The 19,525-nt window shown below is 33.9% G+C and carries 18 protein-coding genes; 13 read left to right on the forward strand and 5 right to left on the reverse strand.

The features are described from left to right. The first annotated feature begins 14 nt into the window (after positions 1-14). From BLT04_RS15010 to BLT04_RS15020, 3 genes are read left to right on the forward strand one after another with little or no spacing between them, the layout of a single operon-like run. Positions 15-1,061, forward strand: coding sequence for an ABC transporter substrate-binding protein (locus tag BLT04_RS15010; protein ID WP_089756603.1), 1,047 nt, complete (start codon positions 15-17; stop codon positions 1,059-1,061). Between the two features lie 42 nt (positions 1,062-1,103). Further along, the gene (gene mtgA / locus BLT04_RS15015) at positions 1,104-1,748 is read left to right on the forward strand and encodes a monofunctional biosynthetic peptidoglycan transglycosylase (RefSeq protein ID WP_089756604.1); all 645 of its coding nucleotides are present in this window, start codon (positions 1,104-1,106) and stop codon (positions 1,746-1,748) included. 13 nt (positions 1,749-1,761) lie between these two features. Next, positions 1,762-3,795 carry a recombinase gene (locus tag BLT04_RS15020; protein ID WP_089756605.1) on the forward strand — a complete coding sequence of 678 codons (2,034 nt, stop codon included), beginning with the start codon at positions 1,762-1,764 and terminating at the stop codon, positions 3,793-3,795. Here the strand turns inward: BLT04_RS15020 and BLT04_RS15025 are convergent. The 5 genes from BLT04_RS15025 to BLT04_RS15045 are packed head-to-tail and all read right to left on the reverse strand — an operon-like array spanning position 3,773 to position 6,474. Continuing rightward, entirely contained in the window at positions 3,773-4,066 is a 294-nt protein-coding gene (locus BLT04_RS15025) for a hypothetical protein (RefSeq protein WP_089756606.1), read from the reverse strand. The two genes, BLT04_RS15020 and BLT04_RS15025, sit on opposite strands and share 23 nt — an antisense overlap. Before the next feature lies 1 nt (position 4,067). Then, the gene (recF, locus tag BLT04_RS15030; protein WP_089756607.1) at positions 4,068-5,147 is read right to left on the reverse strand and encodes a DNA replication/repair protein RecF; all 1,080 of its coding nucleotides are present in this window, start codon (positions 5,145-5,147) and stop codon (positions 4,068-4,070) included. Beyond that, positions 5,144-5,452 (reverse strand): type II toxin-antitoxin system RelE/ParE family toxin, encoded by a 309-nt coding sequence (locus BLT04_RS15035; protein ID WP_089756608.1) that lies wholly within the window; start codon positions 5,450-5,452, stop codon positions 5,144-5,146. Before BLT04_RS15035 ends, recF begins: the two co-directional genes overlap by 4 nt. Next, positions 5,440-5,676 (reverse strand): hypothetical protein, encoded by a 237-nt coding sequence (locus BLT04_RS15040; protein ID WP_089756609.1) that lies wholly within the window; start codon positions 5,674-5,676, stop codon positions 5,440-5,442. Before BLT04_RS15040 ends, BLT04_RS15035 begins: the two co-directional genes overlap by 13 nt. A gap of 30 nt (positions 5,677-5,706) precedes the next feature. Next, positions 5,707-6,474, reverse strand: coding sequence for a UbiA prenyltransferase family protein (locus tag BLT04_RS15045; RefSeq protein ID WP_089756610.1), 768 nt, complete (start codon positions 6,472-6,474; stop codon positions 5,707-5,709). A gap of 19 nt (positions 6,475-6,493) precedes the next feature. Between BLT04_RS15045 and BLT04_RS15050 the strand changes: the two genes are divergently transcribed. The 10 genes from BLT04_RS15050 (at position 6,494) to BLT04_RS15095 (ending at position 19,454) form a co-directional block, all read left to right on the forward strand. Then, a complete protein-coding gene (locus tag BLT04_RS15050; RefSeq protein WP_089756611.1) occupies positions 6,494-12,373 on the forward strand; it encodes an alpha-2-macroglobulin family protein in 5,880 nt (1,959 codons plus the stop codon). Between the two features lie 164 nt (positions 12,374-12,537). After that, entirely contained in the window at positions 12,538-12,993 is a 456-nt protein-coding gene (locus BLT04_RS15055; protein ID WP_089756612.1) for a DUF1569 domain-containing protein, read from the forward strand. 75 nt (positions 12,994-13,068) lie between these two features. Further along, positions 13,069-13,527, forward strand: a complete 459-nt coding sequence (locus BLT04_RS15060; RefSeq protein ID WP_139166261.1) for a hypothetical protein — start codon at positions 13,069-13,071, stop codon at positions 13,525-13,527. A 16-nt stretch (positions 13,528-13,543) separates the two neighbouring features. Further along, positions 13,544-14,014 carry a hypothetical protein gene (locus tag BLT04_RS15065; protein WP_089756614.1) on the forward strand — a complete coding sequence of 157 codons (471 nt, stop codon included), beginning with the start codon at positions 13,544-13,546 and terminating at the stop codon, positions 14,012-14,014. Between the two features lie 30 nt (positions 14,015-14,044). Continuing rightward, complete coding sequence (locus BLT04_RS15070; protein WP_089756615.1) at positions 14,045-14,416, forward strand: VOC family protein; 372 nt, start codon at positions 14,045-14,047, stop codon at positions 14,414-14,416. 24 nt (positions 14,417-14,440) lie between these two features. Continuing rightward, positions 14,441-14,983 (forward strand): SRPBCC family protein, encoded by a 543-nt coding sequence (locus BLT04_RS15075; RefSeq protein WP_089756616.1) that lies wholly within the window; start codon positions 14,441-14,443, stop codon positions 14,981-14,983. A gap of 50 nt (positions 14,984-15,033) precedes the next feature. Then, complete coding sequence (locus BLT04_RS15080; RefSeq protein WP_089756617.1) at positions 15,034-15,483, forward strand: VOC family protein; 450 nt, start codon at positions 15,034-15,036, stop codon at positions 15,481-15,483. Between the two features lie 524 nt (positions 15,484-16,007). Further along, positions 16,008-16,685 (forward strand): DUF2490 domain-containing protein, encoded by a 678-nt coding sequence (locus BLT04_RS15085; protein ID WP_089756618.1) that lies wholly within the window; start codon positions 16,008-16,010, stop codon positions 16,683-16,685. Positions 16,686-16,793: 108 nt separating this feature from the next. Beyond that, positions 16,794-17,798, forward strand: a complete 1,005-nt coding sequence (locus BLT04_RS15090) for a bestrophin family protein (RefSeq protein ID WP_089756619.1) — start codon at positions 16,794-16,796, stop codon at positions 17,796-17,798. 42 nt (positions 17,799-17,840) lie between these two features. Beyond that, positions 17,841-19,454: a Na+/H+ antiporter gene (locus BLT04_RS15095; RefSeq protein WP_089756620.1), complete on the forward strand. Its 1,614-nt coding sequence runs from the start codon at positions 17,841-17,843 to the stop codon at positions 19,452-19,454. The last annotated feature ends 71 nt before the right edge of the window (positions 19,455-19,525 follow it).

A 19,525-nucleotide genomic window follows, 5' to 3' on the forward strand; every position in this document is an offset into this window, starting at 1 on the left:
CTTTTCTTTGAAATATGAAACTGAAATTTTTACTATTAATCACGTTTTTGGCGCTAATTTGCTGTAAAAGAGAGCAAAAAATATTATCTTCTGACTGGACAGTCATCTCAAAAAGACTCGAATATAAAGAGGAAAATAATACCTTGCTGGTAAAATCGGGAAATTACACCTATAATTTTAAGAAAAATCAGACTCCTTTAAAGAAAATTATACTGTTAAATGCAAGTTTGGTAGGATATATTTCAGAATTAAATGCAGAAAATTTGATCATCGGTGTTTCAAGCCCGGAATATATTTATTCTCAAAAAATTCAGAATTTAATTAGAACCGGGAAAATTCAAAACGTAGGAAGCGACCAGAAATATGACGTCGAAAAAATCATTGCCCTAAAGCCTGATGCAATCTTTACAAATCATATTGCCAGTTTTGATAATACGTATCAGTTATTGAAAAACAACGGAATTCAGGTCATATTTCTTGATGAATATATGGAACAAAACCCTCTTGAAAAAACAGCTTATATCAAGCTTTTCGGAAAACTTTTCGGAAAAGATAAAGAGGCAGAAACCAAATATGAGGGGATTAAGAAAAATTATAACGAATTAAAGCAATTAGCCTTAAAAGCGAAACAGAAACCTGTTGTTTTAGCGAATGAAATGTATGGTGATGTTTGGTACTTACCAGGAGGAAAAACTTCTTTAGCGAATTATATTGCTGATGCCAACGCACAATATGTTTTAAAAAATAATACTGAAGAAAAAGCAGTAACAATGAGCTTTGAAGACGTTTTTTCAAAGTCTGCCGGAGTTCAGTACTGGATAAATGCAGGAAATCACGTTTCGAAAAAAGAAATGTTGAGCATTAATCCTTTTTATGCCAAATTAGATGTTTTCAACAAAGGTAAAATCTACGGAGTTGCAGGCAGGGAAAGACAAAAAGCCAACGACTTTTTCGAAAGCGGAGTGGTAAGATCTGACCTTGTGCTGAAAGATGATATTAAAATTTTTCATCCCGAGCTTCTGCCGGATTATCAACTTACTTACATGAAAGAATTAGAATAAATCGGAGGATTTGCTTATTTTTGCGGTACTTTTTTTAAACTTATGTGGAAAAGAATTAAACAAATAGTTTTCATCATCCTGATTCTGAATGTTGTATTTATCATTTGGGGACGATTTTTTAATCCGCCAATTACGATCACTCAGATCAGCGGACTTTTCGAATACGGAAAGCTGAGCAGAGATTATATTTCTTATGACGAAATGGGAAATAATGTGAAAAAAGCAGTAATCGCCTCGGAAGATCAAAAATTCTTTATTCATGATGGTTTCGATTATACAGCGATTGAAAAGGCGATGAAACACAATGAAAAAGGTAAAAAAATAAGAGGCGGCAGTACAATTTCTCAACAGACCGCAAAAAATATTTTTCTCTGGCAAGGCAGAAGTTGGCTCAGAAAGGGCTTGGAGGCTGTTTATACCTTTATTATAGAAAAAGTCTGGACCAAAGATATTATCCTTGAAAGATATCTCAATTCTATCGAAATGGGACGTGGAGTTTTCGGTGTGGAAGCCGCCGCTCAATATTATTTCGGAAAGTCTTCGAAAGACTTAAATACCTCTGAGGCAGCCTGGATCGCTGCCGTATTGCCGAATCCGAAGAAATATGATCCAAAAAACCCTTCATCATATTTAAGAAAAAAACATAACTGGATCATGAGACAAATGAGGAATGTGAGTTTGAAATAGTATCTTTGTACTAATGAAATTTCTCACTTCCAGCACTAAAAATTTTGAATCCGTTCTTAAAAAATACTTCTCATTTAAGAACGAAACCCTTTCTCTGGAGCCTTTTGCAGAGTTTCTTGAGAGTATAAAAAAAGCAGATTTTACGGATGTTATTAATTTTTTTAAGTTAAATCCAGAATTTGCAGATAATTTTAAATATTACATTCATAACATTTTTGAAGGAAGACCATTCAATCTATCTTTAACGGAAGCGAATATTTTATCGGAAAATGCCTTTTTTCCTGAACTTAAAAAAAGAATCCTGAATAAAGTTTTACCCCCTGTTGAGAACGAAAAAACAGTGTGGTACATGATTGACAACATCAGTCTGAGACCTAAGCATGATCTTACCTATCTCCACAATCTTCCCGAAAATGAAATTGATGAAATTCTGAGCATTTTAGGGGTTAAAGATTTCATCAAAAAGCCAAATGTAAAGAAAGAAATGATCTTTTCAATGAATATCCTTTCCTGGAGAGTTACCGGTATGGCAATGGAAGTTGACGTCGTGAGGATGGCGCCGCAATACAGGAATTTTGATAATCCGTTTTTGGCCCTTCAAAACGAATTAGAAGCTTTGACCATTGATTTTAATAATGATCCGAATATTCAGCTGCATTCTAAAGACAGCCGATACAAGCAAATTAAAATTTATATTGAGCATTGTCAGGAATTTGTAAATATTGCCTTTAAAAATTCCTCAAAATATGGTATTTCAGGGAAAATTAATCAGTCTTTGCTCAAAATTCGCCAACAAACCCAAAGAATTTACGAAATTGTACAATTACTTATTATTGATAACGAAGAAGAAGTAATTGTTAAATCTAAACAACTGATTTTTAATGTATTAAGTTATAAATCTCATAAAAATAATATTTCCGAGCTTATCAATGACAGTACAAGATTAATTTCTCATCTAATCACGAATCATACCGCAGAAACTGGAAGCCATTACATCACTTCCAATAAAAAAGAGTACATGAAAATGTTCTATAAAGCGAGTGGTGGCGGGATAATTGTCGGTGCATTGTGCGTGCTGAAAATGCTGTACGGCTTTATGCCCGGAAGTGATTTTTTCCATGCATTTTTGTATTCACTGAATTATGCGATGGGATTTGTAATGATTTATTTGATGGGCTTTACCTTGGCGACAAAACAACCTGCAATGACGGCTGCAACAATGACCAAAGTGCTTGCGGAACAGGGAAACAGCAAGAGAAATAATATTGAATTTGCCGATTTGGTTTCAAAGCTTTTCCGAAGCCAGTTTATTGCATTTGTCGGAAATGTTTTGCTGTCTTTTCCGATTGCGCTGTTAATAATTTATGGTCTGGATGTCTTTTTCTCACAAAATTTAGCGATTGACAAATCGGATAAACTGCTTAAAGATCTTGATCCATTTAAATCCAAAGCAATTCTGCATGCGAGTATTGCGGGATTTTATCTTTTTATCTCAGGAATTATTTCCGGAAATATCAGCAACAATTCTGTATTTTATCAAATTCCCGAAAGGATTGCTAAAAACCTTTCTATCAGGAAGTTTTTGGGAGCTAAATTTGCTAAAAGACTTTCCAGATATTATGCAAAAAACTGGGCGGGAATTGTTTCGAATTTCTGGTTTGGGGTATTCTTGGGAGCGACTGCGCCGGTTGGCTTATTTTTCGGTTTAGACCTGGATATTCGCCACATTACCTTTGCTGCAGGGAATTTTGCGCTTGGTTTGTATGGGAAGGATTTTTCTGTTGATTCCTATACTTTCTGGATTTCTTTTATCACTGTTTTTATCATTGGCTTCTTTAATTTTCTGGTAAGTTTCTCGTTATCAATGTTTTTGGCATTTAGATCTAGAAAGATGAATTTTGGTGAAGTAAAACAGATTTATAGAGAAATTTTTAAATACTTTATTACTCATCCATTAAAATTTTTCTTACCGATTCGTTCAAATTTAGACAAGAAATCAAGTGATCTGGTGCAGAATACAATGCCTACAAAATCTGAAGATCATTAAATTTTCCTTCACCAAATCTGTCCTGGAATTTTTTCAAATAAAAGCTTTTTCGCATTTTAAAGTCATTTTTCAGTAAAGGAGAATTGATTTTAATAATGATAATTTTATCTTTAAGATCCACACTTTTTATTTCATTAAAAAGGCTTTCATCAAGATATTCTTCAAGAAAATCTTTAATCTCGAATGCTACCAACTTATCTTCAAAACCATGAATCCTTGCAAAAGATTTTACAAGTTCGGAAGATTGAAATTCACGTTTTTTATTTTTCATATTAAATTTCAAAAATTATGCTCTCCTCATTAATTTTTTTCACAACGTTTTCTGTACGTTCCCTATGGGTATCAGTAATAAATATCTGTCCGAAATTTTCCTGATTTACCAATTCAATCAGCTGAGAAACACGGTGATCATCCAATTTATCAAAAATATCATCTAATAAAAGAATCGGAGTTTTGTTCGTTAATTCTTTAATAAGATTCATTTGAGCTAATTTTAAAGAAATAAGAAATGATTTTTGCTGTCCTTGTGAACCGATTTTTTTAATTAAAATGGAATCCATTTCAAAAAGAAGGTCGTCTTTGTGGATTCCTTTTGAGGTGTAGGTTAGCATTCGGTCTCTTTCAAGGCTTTCTTTTAATAAATTGTCAAAAGGATTGTCAAGTAAATGAGATTCGTAAATCACTGAAACTGTTTCTTTTCCACCGGAAATTATTTCATAAAAATTTTGCACAATCGGATTTAGCTGCTGCACAAATTCTTTCCTTTTCCTGAAAATTTTAGTCCCGAATTTTGTAATAGGATCATTATAAATATCCAACGAATCTTTATCCCAGGTTCTGTTTTTGGCGAAATATTTTAACAATGCATTTCTTTGCTGAATCGTTTTTTGATACTGAATTAAGTCAAAAAGATATTCGGAATCTGTTTGGGAAATCATAGAATCCAGAAATTTTCTTCTGCTTTCCCCGGAATCTGAAATTAAATTTGAATCATACGGAGAAATCATCACACTCGGCAGATATCCGATATGATCTGCCATTCTGTCGTAGGTTTTATCATTCTTTTTGATGACTTTTTTGGCTTCTTTAGGTTGAAGAATTTTAATGATGTCTTCGCTATCATCGTTCTGAATTTCAGCTTCTATGGCAAAAAAATCTTCTTCGTTTCTGATGTTATTAAGATCTGTATTTCCCAAAAAACCTTTCCCGACAGAAAGATAATGAAGGGCATCTAAAATGTTGGTTTTTCCTACACCGTTGTTTCCCACAAAACAGTTGATCTGTGGTGAAAAATCAAATTTTTTCTCTGAATGGTTTTTGAAGTTGAGTAAAGAAAGTTTCTTAATAATCATAATCCCAGTAAATCGTGTAATTTTCGAGGATTCTGGCGATTATCCCAAAATCCCATAATATAAATGTGACCTATATCTTTGGTGTATATAATACTGTAATTACTAAAAAATAGAACTCTTAAGCTTGAGTGTTTAATATGTTTTCCAATATCAGAATGTTCTTTAATTATATTGGTTTTTTGTTTAAGGAGCAATTTTAATTTCTTTGAATAAGCGGTGCTTTTATTTCTGTTATTCCAGTAGTCAAAAATCAAATTTCTTTGTCTGACAGCAATATGGGTCCAAATCACTTTTACTTCATCCATTCTTCATCTAATTTGTCCAATTCATCCTCTGTCATTACTCTTCCATATTTAATGTCTTCTTCTGCAATCTTCAATATTTTTAAATGTGATTCTGATAATTCAATTTCGGATTCCTCTTTTTCAGTTGACGAAAAGATTTTATCAATTGCTTCCAAAAGAGAAGAATTCTTTGTGCTGAATATTTTCTCTACCAATCTGCTTCTCAAGATTTCTAAATCTGCCATCACATTATATTTTTAGTAAAGATAAATCTTTTAAGATAAATTAGAAAATAAATGGTAAATTATCAAAAAGCCAAAGGGAGCAGCGCTACAGCTTTCTATCCAGAATGAAAAATAGGCTTCATTTCTTTTGTTTTCAGCGAAATAAATTAAGATAAAAGTAATTATACTTGAAAGAAAAAAAGCAATTGCGCCGGCCGAATTTAAGTAAAATATAGCTAAAATACAGCTTATAAAAACCATCAGATAGGCAAGATATTTTGTATTCTGAACACCAATGAGAAGGGGAAAAGTTTTTACAGTATCAACCTTCATATCCCGAATGTCAAATGGCAAAACCAAGGCTGTAACGTAAAAGAAGCTGATCAGAAATATAGAAAGATCAAATTCCGGTAATGTAAGCCAACAATTAACCAAAGCCCAGACCAAACCTACATAAAACACCTTCAATAAAGGGATTTTCCGGATGTAAACCTCAAGAAAAAAACTATTGTAAAGTAATCCTAAAATAACAATGATTGTCCATTTTAAAAGCCTTATTTCGTTATGATTATGAATAATCAATAATGCACAAATTACTCCGGTTATGATATTTAATAGTAAAATTTTATAAAAATGTTTTGTTTTTTGGTATTTTGTATAAAGATAGCCACTGAAATAAGTGATGAAAATCAAAAACATGGAAGGAAAACGGAATGTGTTTTGCTCTAGCATGAAAAATACTGCAAAAAGAGTCCCGGTTAAGGATACATAAAACTGACTGTCTATTACGGATTTTTTGAGTACTTTTAAGGAATTCATTTATACAAAAATAACACTTATGAAAAGATTTTACAAAGTTTTGACGCTCACTTTTTTTATGTTGAGCTTTTCAGGACTTTTTGGTCAGAAATATTATGATGATCAATGGAAGAAAATCTCCGAAAACAGCAAAAATGGAGCTTACAAATCTAATCTTCCCATTATTTTGGACATACAAAATCACGCCATGAAAGAAAATAATACCTTGCAGCTCATCCGGTCGCTGAAAGCTGAATTTAGTGTTGTCAATCAAACTGAAGATGACGATCAAAATAATACAGCATCACAGTTTTTTACAAAGCTTCAAAATGCGGACACTAAGCTTAAAGGCGAAGAAAAGCTGGTTTATCAGGTGCTTTTAAAAGGTTTTTTCTTAGACTATTATAACCAGAATTCATGGAAAGTGGACGCCAGAACGAATATGAATTCCCAGGATATTTCACAAATTGAAACCTGGAGCAAACTCGATTTTAAAAATTATCTGACTAAAAGTTTTAAAGAATTAGATCAGCAGAAACTGGAACTGAAAAAGATCTCTTTTGCAAAATATAAAGATATTTTTTCTAATACAAAAGATGTTGCGTATTTCCCGACCTTGCTGGATTGGTATTCATTGAAAAAAGTGAATTTCTTATCTGATAACGGGCTTTTTACAAAAAATGAACTGACTGAAAACAGAGCTCAGATCAACACTGTTTTTGATGAATTAATTGCCGCAAACACGGGGAATTCTAAGCTGTATTTCATGCATCAGAAATTATTGGAAAATTGTAATTTTAATCAATGCAAAGACAAGCTACAGCAACTCCAGAATCTGGTAAAATCCAATGTAGAAGGTGATTATAAGGTTTTGATCATGGAAGAGATCGTGAATGAGCTTGTTGAGAAAAAGAAATCAAAAGAAGCTTTGGAAGTGGCTGCTCAGGCAAAAAGCCAATATCCAAAATCTCCTTTCATCGAAAATATTAAAAACAGGGAAAATCAGATTGTTAATCCTTCTCTGGCGATTAAATATGAGGAGCAGACCCAAAGCAATTTGCCGATTCATCTTGTTGCAGAATACAAAAATGTTTCTGAATTTTCAATTAATATCTATGAGGTAAAAGAAGATTATACCTCACTGTTGAAATACGCGCAAAACCCTTATGGCAATACATTTAGTACAATCAAAAAAAATCTTGTAAGAAAAGAAACATACCAATTGGCTGATCCCAAAGATTATCAGCCGCACACCACTTCTTTAGAGATAAAGCCTCTGCAGTCAGGAGCTTATGTTGCAGAATATATTGTTGCAGGCTCAGATTCAAAAGATAATGATTCAAGGCAGAGCTTTTATTTTTTAGTTTCCGATAATAAAATTATTTATCAAAATAAAACAGATAGAAATCAGCTTTCTAACGAATTAAAGTTAGTGAACAGCGAGAATGGAAAGCCACTCATTAATGAAAATCTTACATTTTATGAATTTATTTCCAACAAACCTTTAAATAAAATTGAGGGCAAAACAAATGCTCAGGGAGTTTTTAAATTTCCATCTACAACGGGCAATGATTATTACAGAACTTTCTTAATCCAACAGCCAAAATCCAATGATTTTCAAATGATGCAGGTGTATGGAAATGATAGATATTCCGAAAGTTATAATCCTAATAAACAACCTCGTACCCAAGCTCAAATCTTTACAGACAGAGCGATTTACAGGCCCGGACAGACTGTTTATTTTAAAGTAATTAATACTAAAATCGATAAAGAAATTGAATCTGTAGCTTCAGGTTTAAAACAAAAAGTAATGCTGCAGGATGCGAATGGACAAGATATTACTGCTCAAAGCTTTACCACAAACGAATTTGGTTCTTATCACGGAAGCTTTATTCTTCCAAAGGGAAAACTGAACGGCGTATTTTATATAAAAACCGACGGTGATACAAACGGTTATAAAGATATAAGGGTTGAAGAATATAAAAGGCCAAAATTTGAAGTGAGTTTTGATCCCGTAAAAGACGAATACAAATATGGGCAGACCATTGAGCTGAAAGGGAAAGCGACCATGTTTTCCGGAGTAGCTTTGAGCAATACAACAGTGAATTATGAAATTAAAAAACATAATATCCGTTGGAAATATTTCTGGTGGTATCCGCAAGGTGATGACAATGAAAATTCAATCTTAGGGGAAGCAAAAACCAATGAAAAAGGTGAATTTGTCATTCGTTTAAACCTTGAAAAAGATGAAAAACTAGACGGAATCCAAATTGATAATTACGAGATAAATGCTTCAGTCACAGATATTAATGGTGAAACACAGTCTGCAGATACCGAGTTAAAAGTTTCTTCGGTTTCTCATTACATCAAAGCGGATGAAATAAAAAATGTTTTTGCCGATGAAAATGTAAAGCTGAAAGTTGAAACTAAAAACTATAATGATCAGAATCTAAAGAAATCGTATCAGGTTAAATTATCAAAACTGCAGGCTCCGGACAGGATTTTCAGGGATAATTTTAAATCTGAAGTTCAGGATTTACCAAAATACTCAAAAGAGGAATTTATCAGCAAGTTTCCCCATGATTTCTTTGATAAAAATGATGATATTAAAAACTGGAAAGCATCTTCTGTCATTCTGAATGGAGCTACGCGAAGTGAAGAATCTCTTGATTTAGGAAAATTAGAAGCCGGAAATTATCAGCTGGAATTATATAATATTGAAGGAAAAGACACGATAAAATCTTCACAGAATTTCAGTGTTTGGGATAAAAATTCATTAAAACCGTCTCAAAAAATATTTTTAAATGTTCTTGAACCTAAAAATGAATTTTCAAGAGGAGAAAAAGCAAAAATTTATGTTTATTCTGCGATTCCTGATGCTTTATCGAATATTTTCGTGCAGGATGGTTCAGGAAAAACTGTTTCTGAAACTCGGGCATTTAAAAATGGGATTTTAGAATATACAGTTGATATTCCAAAAGATAAAAGTGTCTCAAATGTAAATGTTCAGTTTCAGGTTGTTGCATTTAATGATGTTCAGACACAAACCGTTAATTTAAAAATAAAAGAAACCGAGCAGCCTTTAAAAATTGAAACCGTTACTTTTAGAGATAAGTTGGAACCGAATTCTAAGGAAAAATGGTTGGTAAAAGTTTTAGGAAGTGATAAAGAAAAGATCAATGCTGAAGTTTTGGCGAATATGTATGATATGTCTTTGGATCAATTTGCTGCAAATAGCTTTAACTGGAGAAAATTATACACACCATATTCGATCGTAACTTCATATAATATTCAACAGACTTTAGAACAGAAATATTATCAGAAAAGATTACAATACAATAATGGCTCATACGTTGAAGTGCCGCAATTCAATTGGTTTGATGGTAATATTCTAAATTCTTTACAAGGATATGCAGCTGGAATTGCTGTTCCAAAAGCGGCTCCTGCTCCAATGGCTGCTGCAAAAATGCGATCTGCAAGAGTAAGTGATGCAGCAATAGACATTACAAACTCTGGAAGACAATTAACCGAGCAGGAAACGAAGGTATATTATGATGTTGATATAAGTGGGGCATTAGAAAGTACAAAAGAATCTCTAGACAAAGTCCCTGTCCGTCAAAATTTAAACGAAACAGCCTTTTTCTATCCGGATCTAAAAACCGATGCTGAAGGAAATGTCAACTTTGAATTCACCTCTCCCGAAGCCCTGACCAAATGGAAATTAATGTTCCTTGCTCATACAAAAGACGCGAGAGCAACAACATTGGAAAAAGAAGTTGTAACGCAGAAAGAATTTTCTGTAACGCCTAATTATCCTAGATTTTTAAGAGAAGGAGATGAATTAAATCTTCAGTCAAAATTATCGAATCTAACGAGCAAAAAATTAAGCGGTTCGGCGAATCTTCAAATATTGGATGCATTTACCAATGAAGATATTTCCTCAAAATTCGGATTAAATGCAAGCACGCAAAATTTTGATTTAAATGAAAACGGAAATTCCGCATTGACATGGAAGGTGAAAGTGCCGAATAATGTTTCATCCATTATTTTAAAAGTGGTGGCAAAAGCCGGACAATATTCTGATGGCGAGCAAAAAGCGGTAGCAATTTTACCAAACAGAATGCTGGTGACGGATGCAGTTCCGGTTTTCGTGAAAGAAGGCGAAACAAAGACTTTCGAGCTTGAAAATCTTAAAAATGCAAACTCAACAACCATTTCAAATGTTTCAAATACATTGGAATTGACAACAAATCCGATTTGGGAAATCATGTTTGCGCTTCCAAGCCTTAAAAATGATCAGAATAATTCAGCGGATGTGATCTTCAATAAATGGTTTGCGGATGTTTTGGCTTCCGAAATTTTCAGAGCCAATCCGAAGCTTAAAACTGTTTTTGAAGAATATCAGAGCAAAGGATTATTAAATTCAAATCTTGAAAAAAATCAGGAATTGAAGCAATTATTACTGGAAGAAACGCCATGGGTTTTAGAAAGTAAAAATGAAGATGAGCAAATGCAGAAATTAGCCTTACTTTTTGATGCCAATACAATGAAAAATTCAATCAATCAGGATTGGGATGATTTCAAAAAGCTGCAAAATCCGGATGGTGGTTTCTCTTGGTATCAAGGATATCCGAGCTCTTATGGAACTTCATTGTATATCTTGAAAAACTTAGGAAAAATCAATTCCTGGCTGAAAGATAATGTGAAGGATTATCAAGCTTCAGAACAAAAAGAATTGGTTGCCAATCTGGTAAAATATTTAGATGATGAGATCAATAAATATTCTGATGTGAAGAAAGAAAATGTCTGGAACAACTGGACATTAGATTATCTCGACACCCGAAATTATTGGGAAAAACAATATCCTTTAAGTGGAAAAGGGGCTGCATTAAAAGCATTAATCAAACAAACTGCGAAAAAGGCAAAAATAACAGATTTTACTTTCTTCGGTTTGCATCGCGCGGCCTTATTGATGAACGATTACGGATTAAAAGATACTTCAGATAAATTGATGAATTATTTAAAAGAAACTTCTGTAGATTCAAAAAATCAAGGCGTTTACTGGAAACAAAATCTTGACGACTGGGGCTGGTTCAGCTCAAAAGTAGTGAATCATGCAGGTGCTTTGGAAGCTTTCAATAAGTTGAAGCCAAACGACCAGAAATTCATTGAAGACATGAAAATCTGGTTGATTACTCAAAAAGAAGTCAATTCCTGGGGAAGTTCAAGAGGAACATCAGAAGTGATTTTTACGATTTTAAATTCAGGAAAATCATGGACGAGCACGGAAAGCGACAAAGCAACAATTGTTTGGGGTGGGAAAGAATTACAACCGCAGATTCAGGCGACAGGCTATGTAAAATCTACTATAAAAACTGATGTTTTAGATAAAAATTTAGGAACAGTGACCGTTACAAAACCAGGTCCGGGAATTGTTCAGGGCGGATTGTTCTGGCAATATTATGAAGATCTGGACAAGATTAAATCTTCTGAAAATTATATTTCTATTTCAAAAGAATTGTATAAAAAAATCAAAACGGTAAACGGAGAAGAATTACAGAAAATCTCACCGGAAACGCCTTTGAAAGTTGGAGATAAAATCACCGTAAGAATGATTTTAAACACAGATCGCCCGATGGAATTTATTCATATAAAAGACATGAGAGCAGCCGGATTTGAGCCTGTAGATGTACTTTCCGGGTATCAGTGGAAAAATAATCTTGGCTATTATCAATCTACAAAAGATGCTTCCACAAATTTCTATATTGAATCGATGCCAAAAGGAAAATATGTTTTTGAATACGATTATATAGCCAACGCATCCGGAAAATTCTCCAACGGAATTACCACCATGCAAAACTATTACGCGCCACAAATGAATGCGCATACGAAAGGCTCAAATATTCAGATTTCAGAATAATTAGTTTTTACACTCATAAAAAGCTCCTTGCAATTCTGTAAGGAGCTTTTTATTTGATTGAAATGTTGTAATATTTTGATTTACAGTGTAATAAATCTTTTTTAACAAGATTAGAAAATGACAGAAAAAACTAATATATTTGTTTTTTAACAATTAAATAAACTATGGAAAACGTTTTTGATGCAAAAGATGCTCAGAATTACATTGATAGGATAAATAAACTGGTAGAAGATACTCACGGTTTGTGGGGCAAAATGACTGTTGATCAAATGTTGGCACACTGTTGCATAACATACGAAATGGTTTATGAGCCTGAAAAACATAAAAAACCCGGAGCGATTGCAAAATTTATCCTGAAAAGATTTGTTAAGCCTAAAGTAGTTGGTGAAAAGGCTTATCCGAGGGATTCTCCGACAGCACCACAATTTGTAGTTAACGGAAGAAAAAACTTTGAAGAAGAAAAGAAAAGACTGATAGGATTTATTCAGAAAACGCAACAATTAGGCGCTGCAGCTTTTGATGGAAAAGAGTCTTTTTCTTTCGGAAAATTAAATTCCCATGAATGGAATAATATGTTTGCAAAACATTTAAACCATCATTTATCACAATTTGGAGTGTAAGATGTGATGAAAAAAATTCTGTTATTTTTAATATTTGCCTTTTCATTTTCTTTTGGACAGTCAAATGGATTTCAGTTGAAAAATGAAGATTTCAGCCATTTGTTGATGAATAAAGAAACACCTTTTTACGGGACGATTTCTACGCAGGAAACTGTTATTAAATTAAGAATCGAAAAGGCAGCCAAAAATCCTGAAAGGCAAGAACAGTACTTTGTTTCCGGATATTCTGATGTGGAAGGAAATAAATCAAAATTTTCAGGGGAAATAATCTTTACGCAAACGTTTAATGTTAAAAATTTACCGGAGGATATGCTTGTTTTTGGAGATTTTACCCTCAAAGAATTGGATTCTGGCGAGCATTCGGGGATTTTTAAAGGCAAGCTTAGAATTCAGACGGTAAAATTAATGACAAAAGATACTAATGCAACGCTCACGTTTAAAGGGAAATGGACCAACTATTCCAAAACAATGGACTTTGATGTCTGGTGGGCAAATTTTTCGCCTACCGATATTTCTAAAGTCATTTTTAAATAATTAAATTAAAATCACAATGAAAAAACTTTTATTATTCCTTATTCTTGTTTCCAATTTTATATTTGCACAAATGCCGAATATTTCAAATGTCTGGCAAAATAACAGCAAACCTTACACGGGAACAATCGGAAATGACAAAAAGGAAATTAAGCTGAAGATTAATATTTCTGAACAGAATAAAAAAAACGATCAGGAATATTTCGTTTCCGGGTATTCCCTGGTTGATAAAACCTATTCACGGCTTGAAGGGAATTTTATCATCACAAAATACAAAGATTCAAAGAAAAAAGGAACCGTTTACGGCGAATATGAGTTTGCAGAAGAAAATAAAGGAAAGCATTCCGGGGTTTTTAAAGGTAAATTTATTTATACCTTCAAATGGAATAAAACTTCCGAGAAAATCGAAGCCCAATACATAGAATTAATCGGAAATTGGAAAAGCTATGACGGAACTCTGGATCTTAAAACCCGGTTGAAAAATCAATAATCAGTATAAATCAGCAGTAAATAAAAAAATATGAAATTAGGCGCATTCTCAATTAGCTTAAGTGTAAAAGATCTTCAGAAGTCTAAAGATTTTTATGAAAAGCTAGGCTTCAGTTCGATGGGTGGAGCGATAGAACAAAACTATCTTATTATGAAGAATGGCGATCATCTGATCGGGCTTTTTCAGGCGATGTTTGACGGAAATATGCTTACCTTCAACCCCGGCTGGGATCAAAATGCCCAAAATCTTGAATCCTTTGATGATGTTCGTGATATTCAGAAACATCTGAAAGAAAATGGAGTTGAGCTTGAGAAAACAGCAGATGAAACAACTTCAGGCCCGGAACATATCTTCTTAAAAGATCCTGACGGAAATATGATCCTAATTGATCAACACAGATAAAAATTAAAGCAAAAAACATAAAAGATGAAAATATTTAAAAGAGTTTTACTATTTCTTGCAGCAATGTTAGTCATTTGGCTGATTATAGCGGCTTTTATTTCGGGAGATTTTAAATATGAAAAATCAATTTCAATCAATGCTCCGGTAAAAAAAGTCTGGCAGAATACCAATACTTTAAAATTAATGGATCAATGGAGCCCGTGGAACGATCTTGATCCGAAAATGAAAAAAGACTGGACCGGAACAACTGGGAAACCTGGCGAAAAAATGTGTTGGGACAGTAAAGTTGATGCCGCAGGAAAAGGATGTCAGGAAGTGAAAAAAGTTGATGATTCGGGCAAAAGAATTGATACGGCAATCAAATTTTTAACACCCTACGAAAGTGAAGCCAATGCTTTTGTGACAGTCGTTCCGGAAGGAAACGGCAGTAAAGCAACCTGGGGATTTACTTCACAAATTCCTTATCCTTTTACCATTATGAAACTTTTCATGAATATGGAAGATTCTATTGGAAAAGATTATCAAAAAGGGCTTTCCAGATTAAAAGAAATGTCTGAAAAACCTTAATTCAATTTAAAAACTAAATTATAATTAACATTTAAAAAAAGAACACATTTATGGCATCAGTAAACGTTTATTTAACATTCAATGGAAACTGCAGAGAAGCATTCGATTTCTACAAATCTGTTTTCGGCGGCGAATATCCTTACATCGGGACTTTCGGGGAAATGCCTCCAATGGAAGGCCAGGAAGCAAAAGAAGAAGACAAAGACAAGATCATGCACGTTTCTCTGCCGATCTCTAAAGAAACAACTTTAATGGGAAGTGACGCGGGTTGCGATGGAGCAGCTAACTTTAAGGCAGGAAATAATTTCTCAATTTCTATCAATGCTGAATCTAAAGACGAAGCAGACAAATTATTCAACGGGCTTTCCGCTGGCGGACAAGTGACAATGCCAATGGCAGATACCTTTTGGGGTGCTTATTTCGGAATGTTTACAGATAAATTCGGGATCAACTGGATGGTAAATTATGACGATCCTGCAAAAATGCAGCAACATCCATAATCATAAATATTTGATTATATACAAAGTAAACCGGCGGAATTTCTGTCGGTTTTATTTTTATTTGTATTTCAGCTTAAACTTTAAATTGAGAAAATAAGTTTGGTGAGACAAAATTCAATGATATAACCTGAAAGATTATTTTAAACTAAAAAGATAAATTTTCGTAAAATATTTTTTTTCCTTATTATTGATAATTGAAATCATTTTTTAAAATGTGATAGATTTTAATAATAAAATTTAGTGTTTGTTTTAAAGAATTTTACGATTCAATTTACCGACCTAGGAAGTTTTGACGTTAAGAAAATTAGAAATTAATCCGTTAAAAAATTCCCACTGTCTGAGCACGAGACGAATTTTCAACCAAAGAAGAAATGTTAAATTCGTGCGAGTTTTTGGGATTTTAGGAGTAATTTTTAATTTTTAGTCAAAATTTCCAGTCTTGAACTTTTGTTTCTTTTGTTTTAAGACAAAAGAAAATTGAATTAATTATTTTAAACCAAATTTGAAAAAGAAAAAGATAAATTATGAAGATTGTAAGATCATTAGCTGTAATGGTTTTTAGTTTGGCAGCAACAGCATCATTTGCCCAAAAAAGCGATTTAGGAGCCTGGTACATGTATTTTGGAAACAATAAAATCAGCAAAAAGTTCAATTTACATAACGAAATCCAATACCGTAATTTCAATGCAGGCGGAGATTTAGAACAGTTGTTGATCCGTACCGGAATTGGATATGATTTAACGGAAAATAATAACAATATATTACTAGGTTACGGATTTATTTTAAGCCGACCTTACATAAACGGCGAAAAAACTGAAAATATAGAACATCGGATTTTCCAGCAATATATTACGAAACAAAAATTCGGACGTTTCAATCTTCAGCATCGGTACAGAATGGAAGAGCGTTTCTTACAGGATGATTTCAGGATGAGATTCCGTTATTTTTTAGGGTTGAATATTCCGATCAATAATAAGGAAATGTTGCCGAAAACCTTTTACGGATCTGTTTATAATGAAATCTTTTTGAATTTTGACAGTCCGACATTCGACAGAAACCGGGTTTACGGAGCTTTGGGATATGTGATTAATAAAAATATGAGAATTGAAGCGGGTTATATGAATCAGATTCAGGAAAACAGAAACCGCGGACAAGTGCAGATTGGCTTTTATAACAATATTCCGTTTACGAAGAATGATTAAAAAGTGAATTGTCAATTCATTTCATTGGTAATCAAAGTGTAAAAATTCACAGTTCACTCATTGATATTTGACTTTTAATATTTTAAAAACTTAAAAATCACAACACTCATGCATGCAGGGAAAAAATTTAGCGCCTTAGAATTTATTATCTGGACAAGGAGAAGCATCTATTGTCTGGCTGTATTATCTACCATTCCTACAATTTTATATTATTGCGGATGGAAGTTCCTTTCATTTCCGTGGCAGCCGATTGCGATCATGGGAACGGCAGTGGCATTTATCGTTGGGTTTAAAAACAATGCAAGCTACAGCAGACTTTGGGAAGCCAGACAGATTTATGGTGGAATTATTAATGACAGCCGAAGTTTCGGATATATTTTAAGAGACTCGCTTTCGACGAAAAATCCGGACAGAGTAAAGGAAATGTTTCTGCGTCATTATGCATGGTTAACCGCGCTTCGTTTTCAGCTTCGTGAATCGAGAGCCTGGGAAAATATGAAGACGGCACAATATGATGAATATTCCAGAAAATATGATATTCCGGAAAGACATTCAACGATTGAAAATGAATTGAAAAATTACCTTTCAGGAAACGAACTTCAATATATTATCAGTAAAAAGAACAGAGCGACGCAGTTAATGGCAAGCCAGAGCAAAGTATTGTCCGAAGCTTATGAAAAAGGAGAAATTAATGATTTTCAGTGGGCGCAGATCAATCAGCAATTGATAAAGTTTACCGATCATCAGGGAAAAGCCGAGAGAATTAAAAATTTTCCGTATCCGAGAAATTTTTCTTCAATTACGTCTTATCTTTTGTTGTTATTTATTGTTTTTGTGCCTTTCGGATTATTAAAAGAGTTTGATAAGCTGGGCGACGGAACCGTTGTCGAAGGTTTTACAATATGGTTTAATATTCCGTTTTCCCTGTTGGTGACCTGGTGTTTCCATACGCTGGACAGTGTTGGTGAAGCCTCTGTCAATCCATTTGAAGGAAGCCCCAATGATGTTCCGATCACCCAAATCAGCCGGACAATTGAGATTGATATGAGAGATATGCTTGATGAAACCGATCTTCCGCCGGCGATTACTCCAAAGAATAATATTGTTCTTTAAATTATTAATTAAAAAATTAACTTTAATAAAAAATATAAATAAATGATTCACAATTATGTCATAATATCAATCGCGGTGTTATTGTCAGTGATGATATTGGTAATGATAGGGCAGAAGTTGAAAGTAGCTTACCCGATATTCCTTGTAATTGCAGGGTTATTGATCAGCTTAATTCCCGGAATGCCCCATATTGAGATAGAACCTGACTTGGTATTTCTGATTTTCCTTCCGCCGATCTTGTTTGAAGCGGCCTGGTTTACCTCATGGCAGGATTTCCATAAATGGCGGAAACAGATCTTTTCAATGGCTTTTGGATTGGTTTTTTTAACCTCAATTGTCGTTGCTTATCTTTCATCATCGATCATTCCTGGGTTAACGGTTGCGATGGGATTTCTGCTGGGAGGAGTAAATTCTCCGCCTGATGCTGTAGCTGCAACCTCTGTTTTAAAGCACATGAAAATTCCCAAAAAAATCACAAGTATTTTGGAAGGCGAAAGTTTAATCAACGATGCATCGAGTTTAATTGTATTTAAATTTGCTTTGGCAGCCGTTATTTCCGGGCAATTTATTTTCGGAGAAGCGGTGAAAGATTTTTTCACAATGGCGATCGGCGGAATCGCAGTGGGAGTCGGTTCAGGGCTTTTATTTGGTGCTTTATTGCGTATTATTCCTTCAAATTCAAATATTGATACGATTATTACCTTAATTATACCTTATATTATGTACGTCGGCGCGGAACATTTTCATTTTTCCGGTGTTCTGGCGGTTGTTTCGGGAGGTTTGCTGATGTCTTATAATTCACATTGCTATCTGAGCCATACCTCAAGAATCCAGTCGGGAAATGTCTGGAGCGTTCTGATATTTTTGATGAATACGATCATTTTTATTCTTATCGGTCTTGAATTGCCGATTGTGGTCGCTGCAATGAAAGATTATACCATTTCAGAAGGTATTTTTTACAGTGTAGTGATCGGCGGGGCCATTATCGGAACAAGAATTCTCTACAGTTACGCCCTGATGTATTTCCCTCGACTCTGTTCAAAAGAATTACGGTTAAAGGTCCCAAAACCCGATTGGCGTGAGCCGTTTATCATCAGTTTTGCAGCGATGAGAGGCGTGGTTTCACTGGCGGCGGCATTGTCTATTCCTGCATTTTTACCGAATGGAGAGGCATTTCCGCATCGTAACATTATTTTATTTGTAACCTTTGTCATCATTTTAATTACACTTGTTGGCCAGGGATTGCTTTTAGCTCCGATTTTAAAATTTTTAAAAATAAGTGATGCCGGAAGCGAGCTGCCTGAAGAAAAGCAGGAAGTGATTTTAATGAGAAAATTAAAAGAAACCGCTTTACAGAAATTAGAAACCGATTTTTCTGAATTGGCAAAAACAAACAGCCTCGTTCAGCATCAGAAACATAAGCTGGAAAACGAAATGATGATGATGGCAGACAAAGCCCAATGTATGGCTTCTACAGGGGATTACGTAACGGCAATGAATGAAAATAAAGACGTTTTGAGACAGGTTATTCAGGCACAGAGAAACGAACTTCACCGCATGAAACGTGAGAAAATATTTGACGATCATGTCATGAGAACCATCGAAATGCAGCTGGATTTTGATGAAGCAAAAATTACAGGATTTACACACGGATAAAATTTTTAATTAAGTAATTAAAATTATTTAAAGATATTTTTTTAAATTAACCTATTGATTGTAAGCCTAAT

This window comes from Chryseobacterium soldanellicola, from assembly GCF_900100115.1.
Classification (GTDB): domain Bacteria; phylum Bacteroidota; class Bacteroidia; order Flavobacteriales; family Weeksellaceae; genus Chryseobacterium; species Chryseobacterium soldanellicola.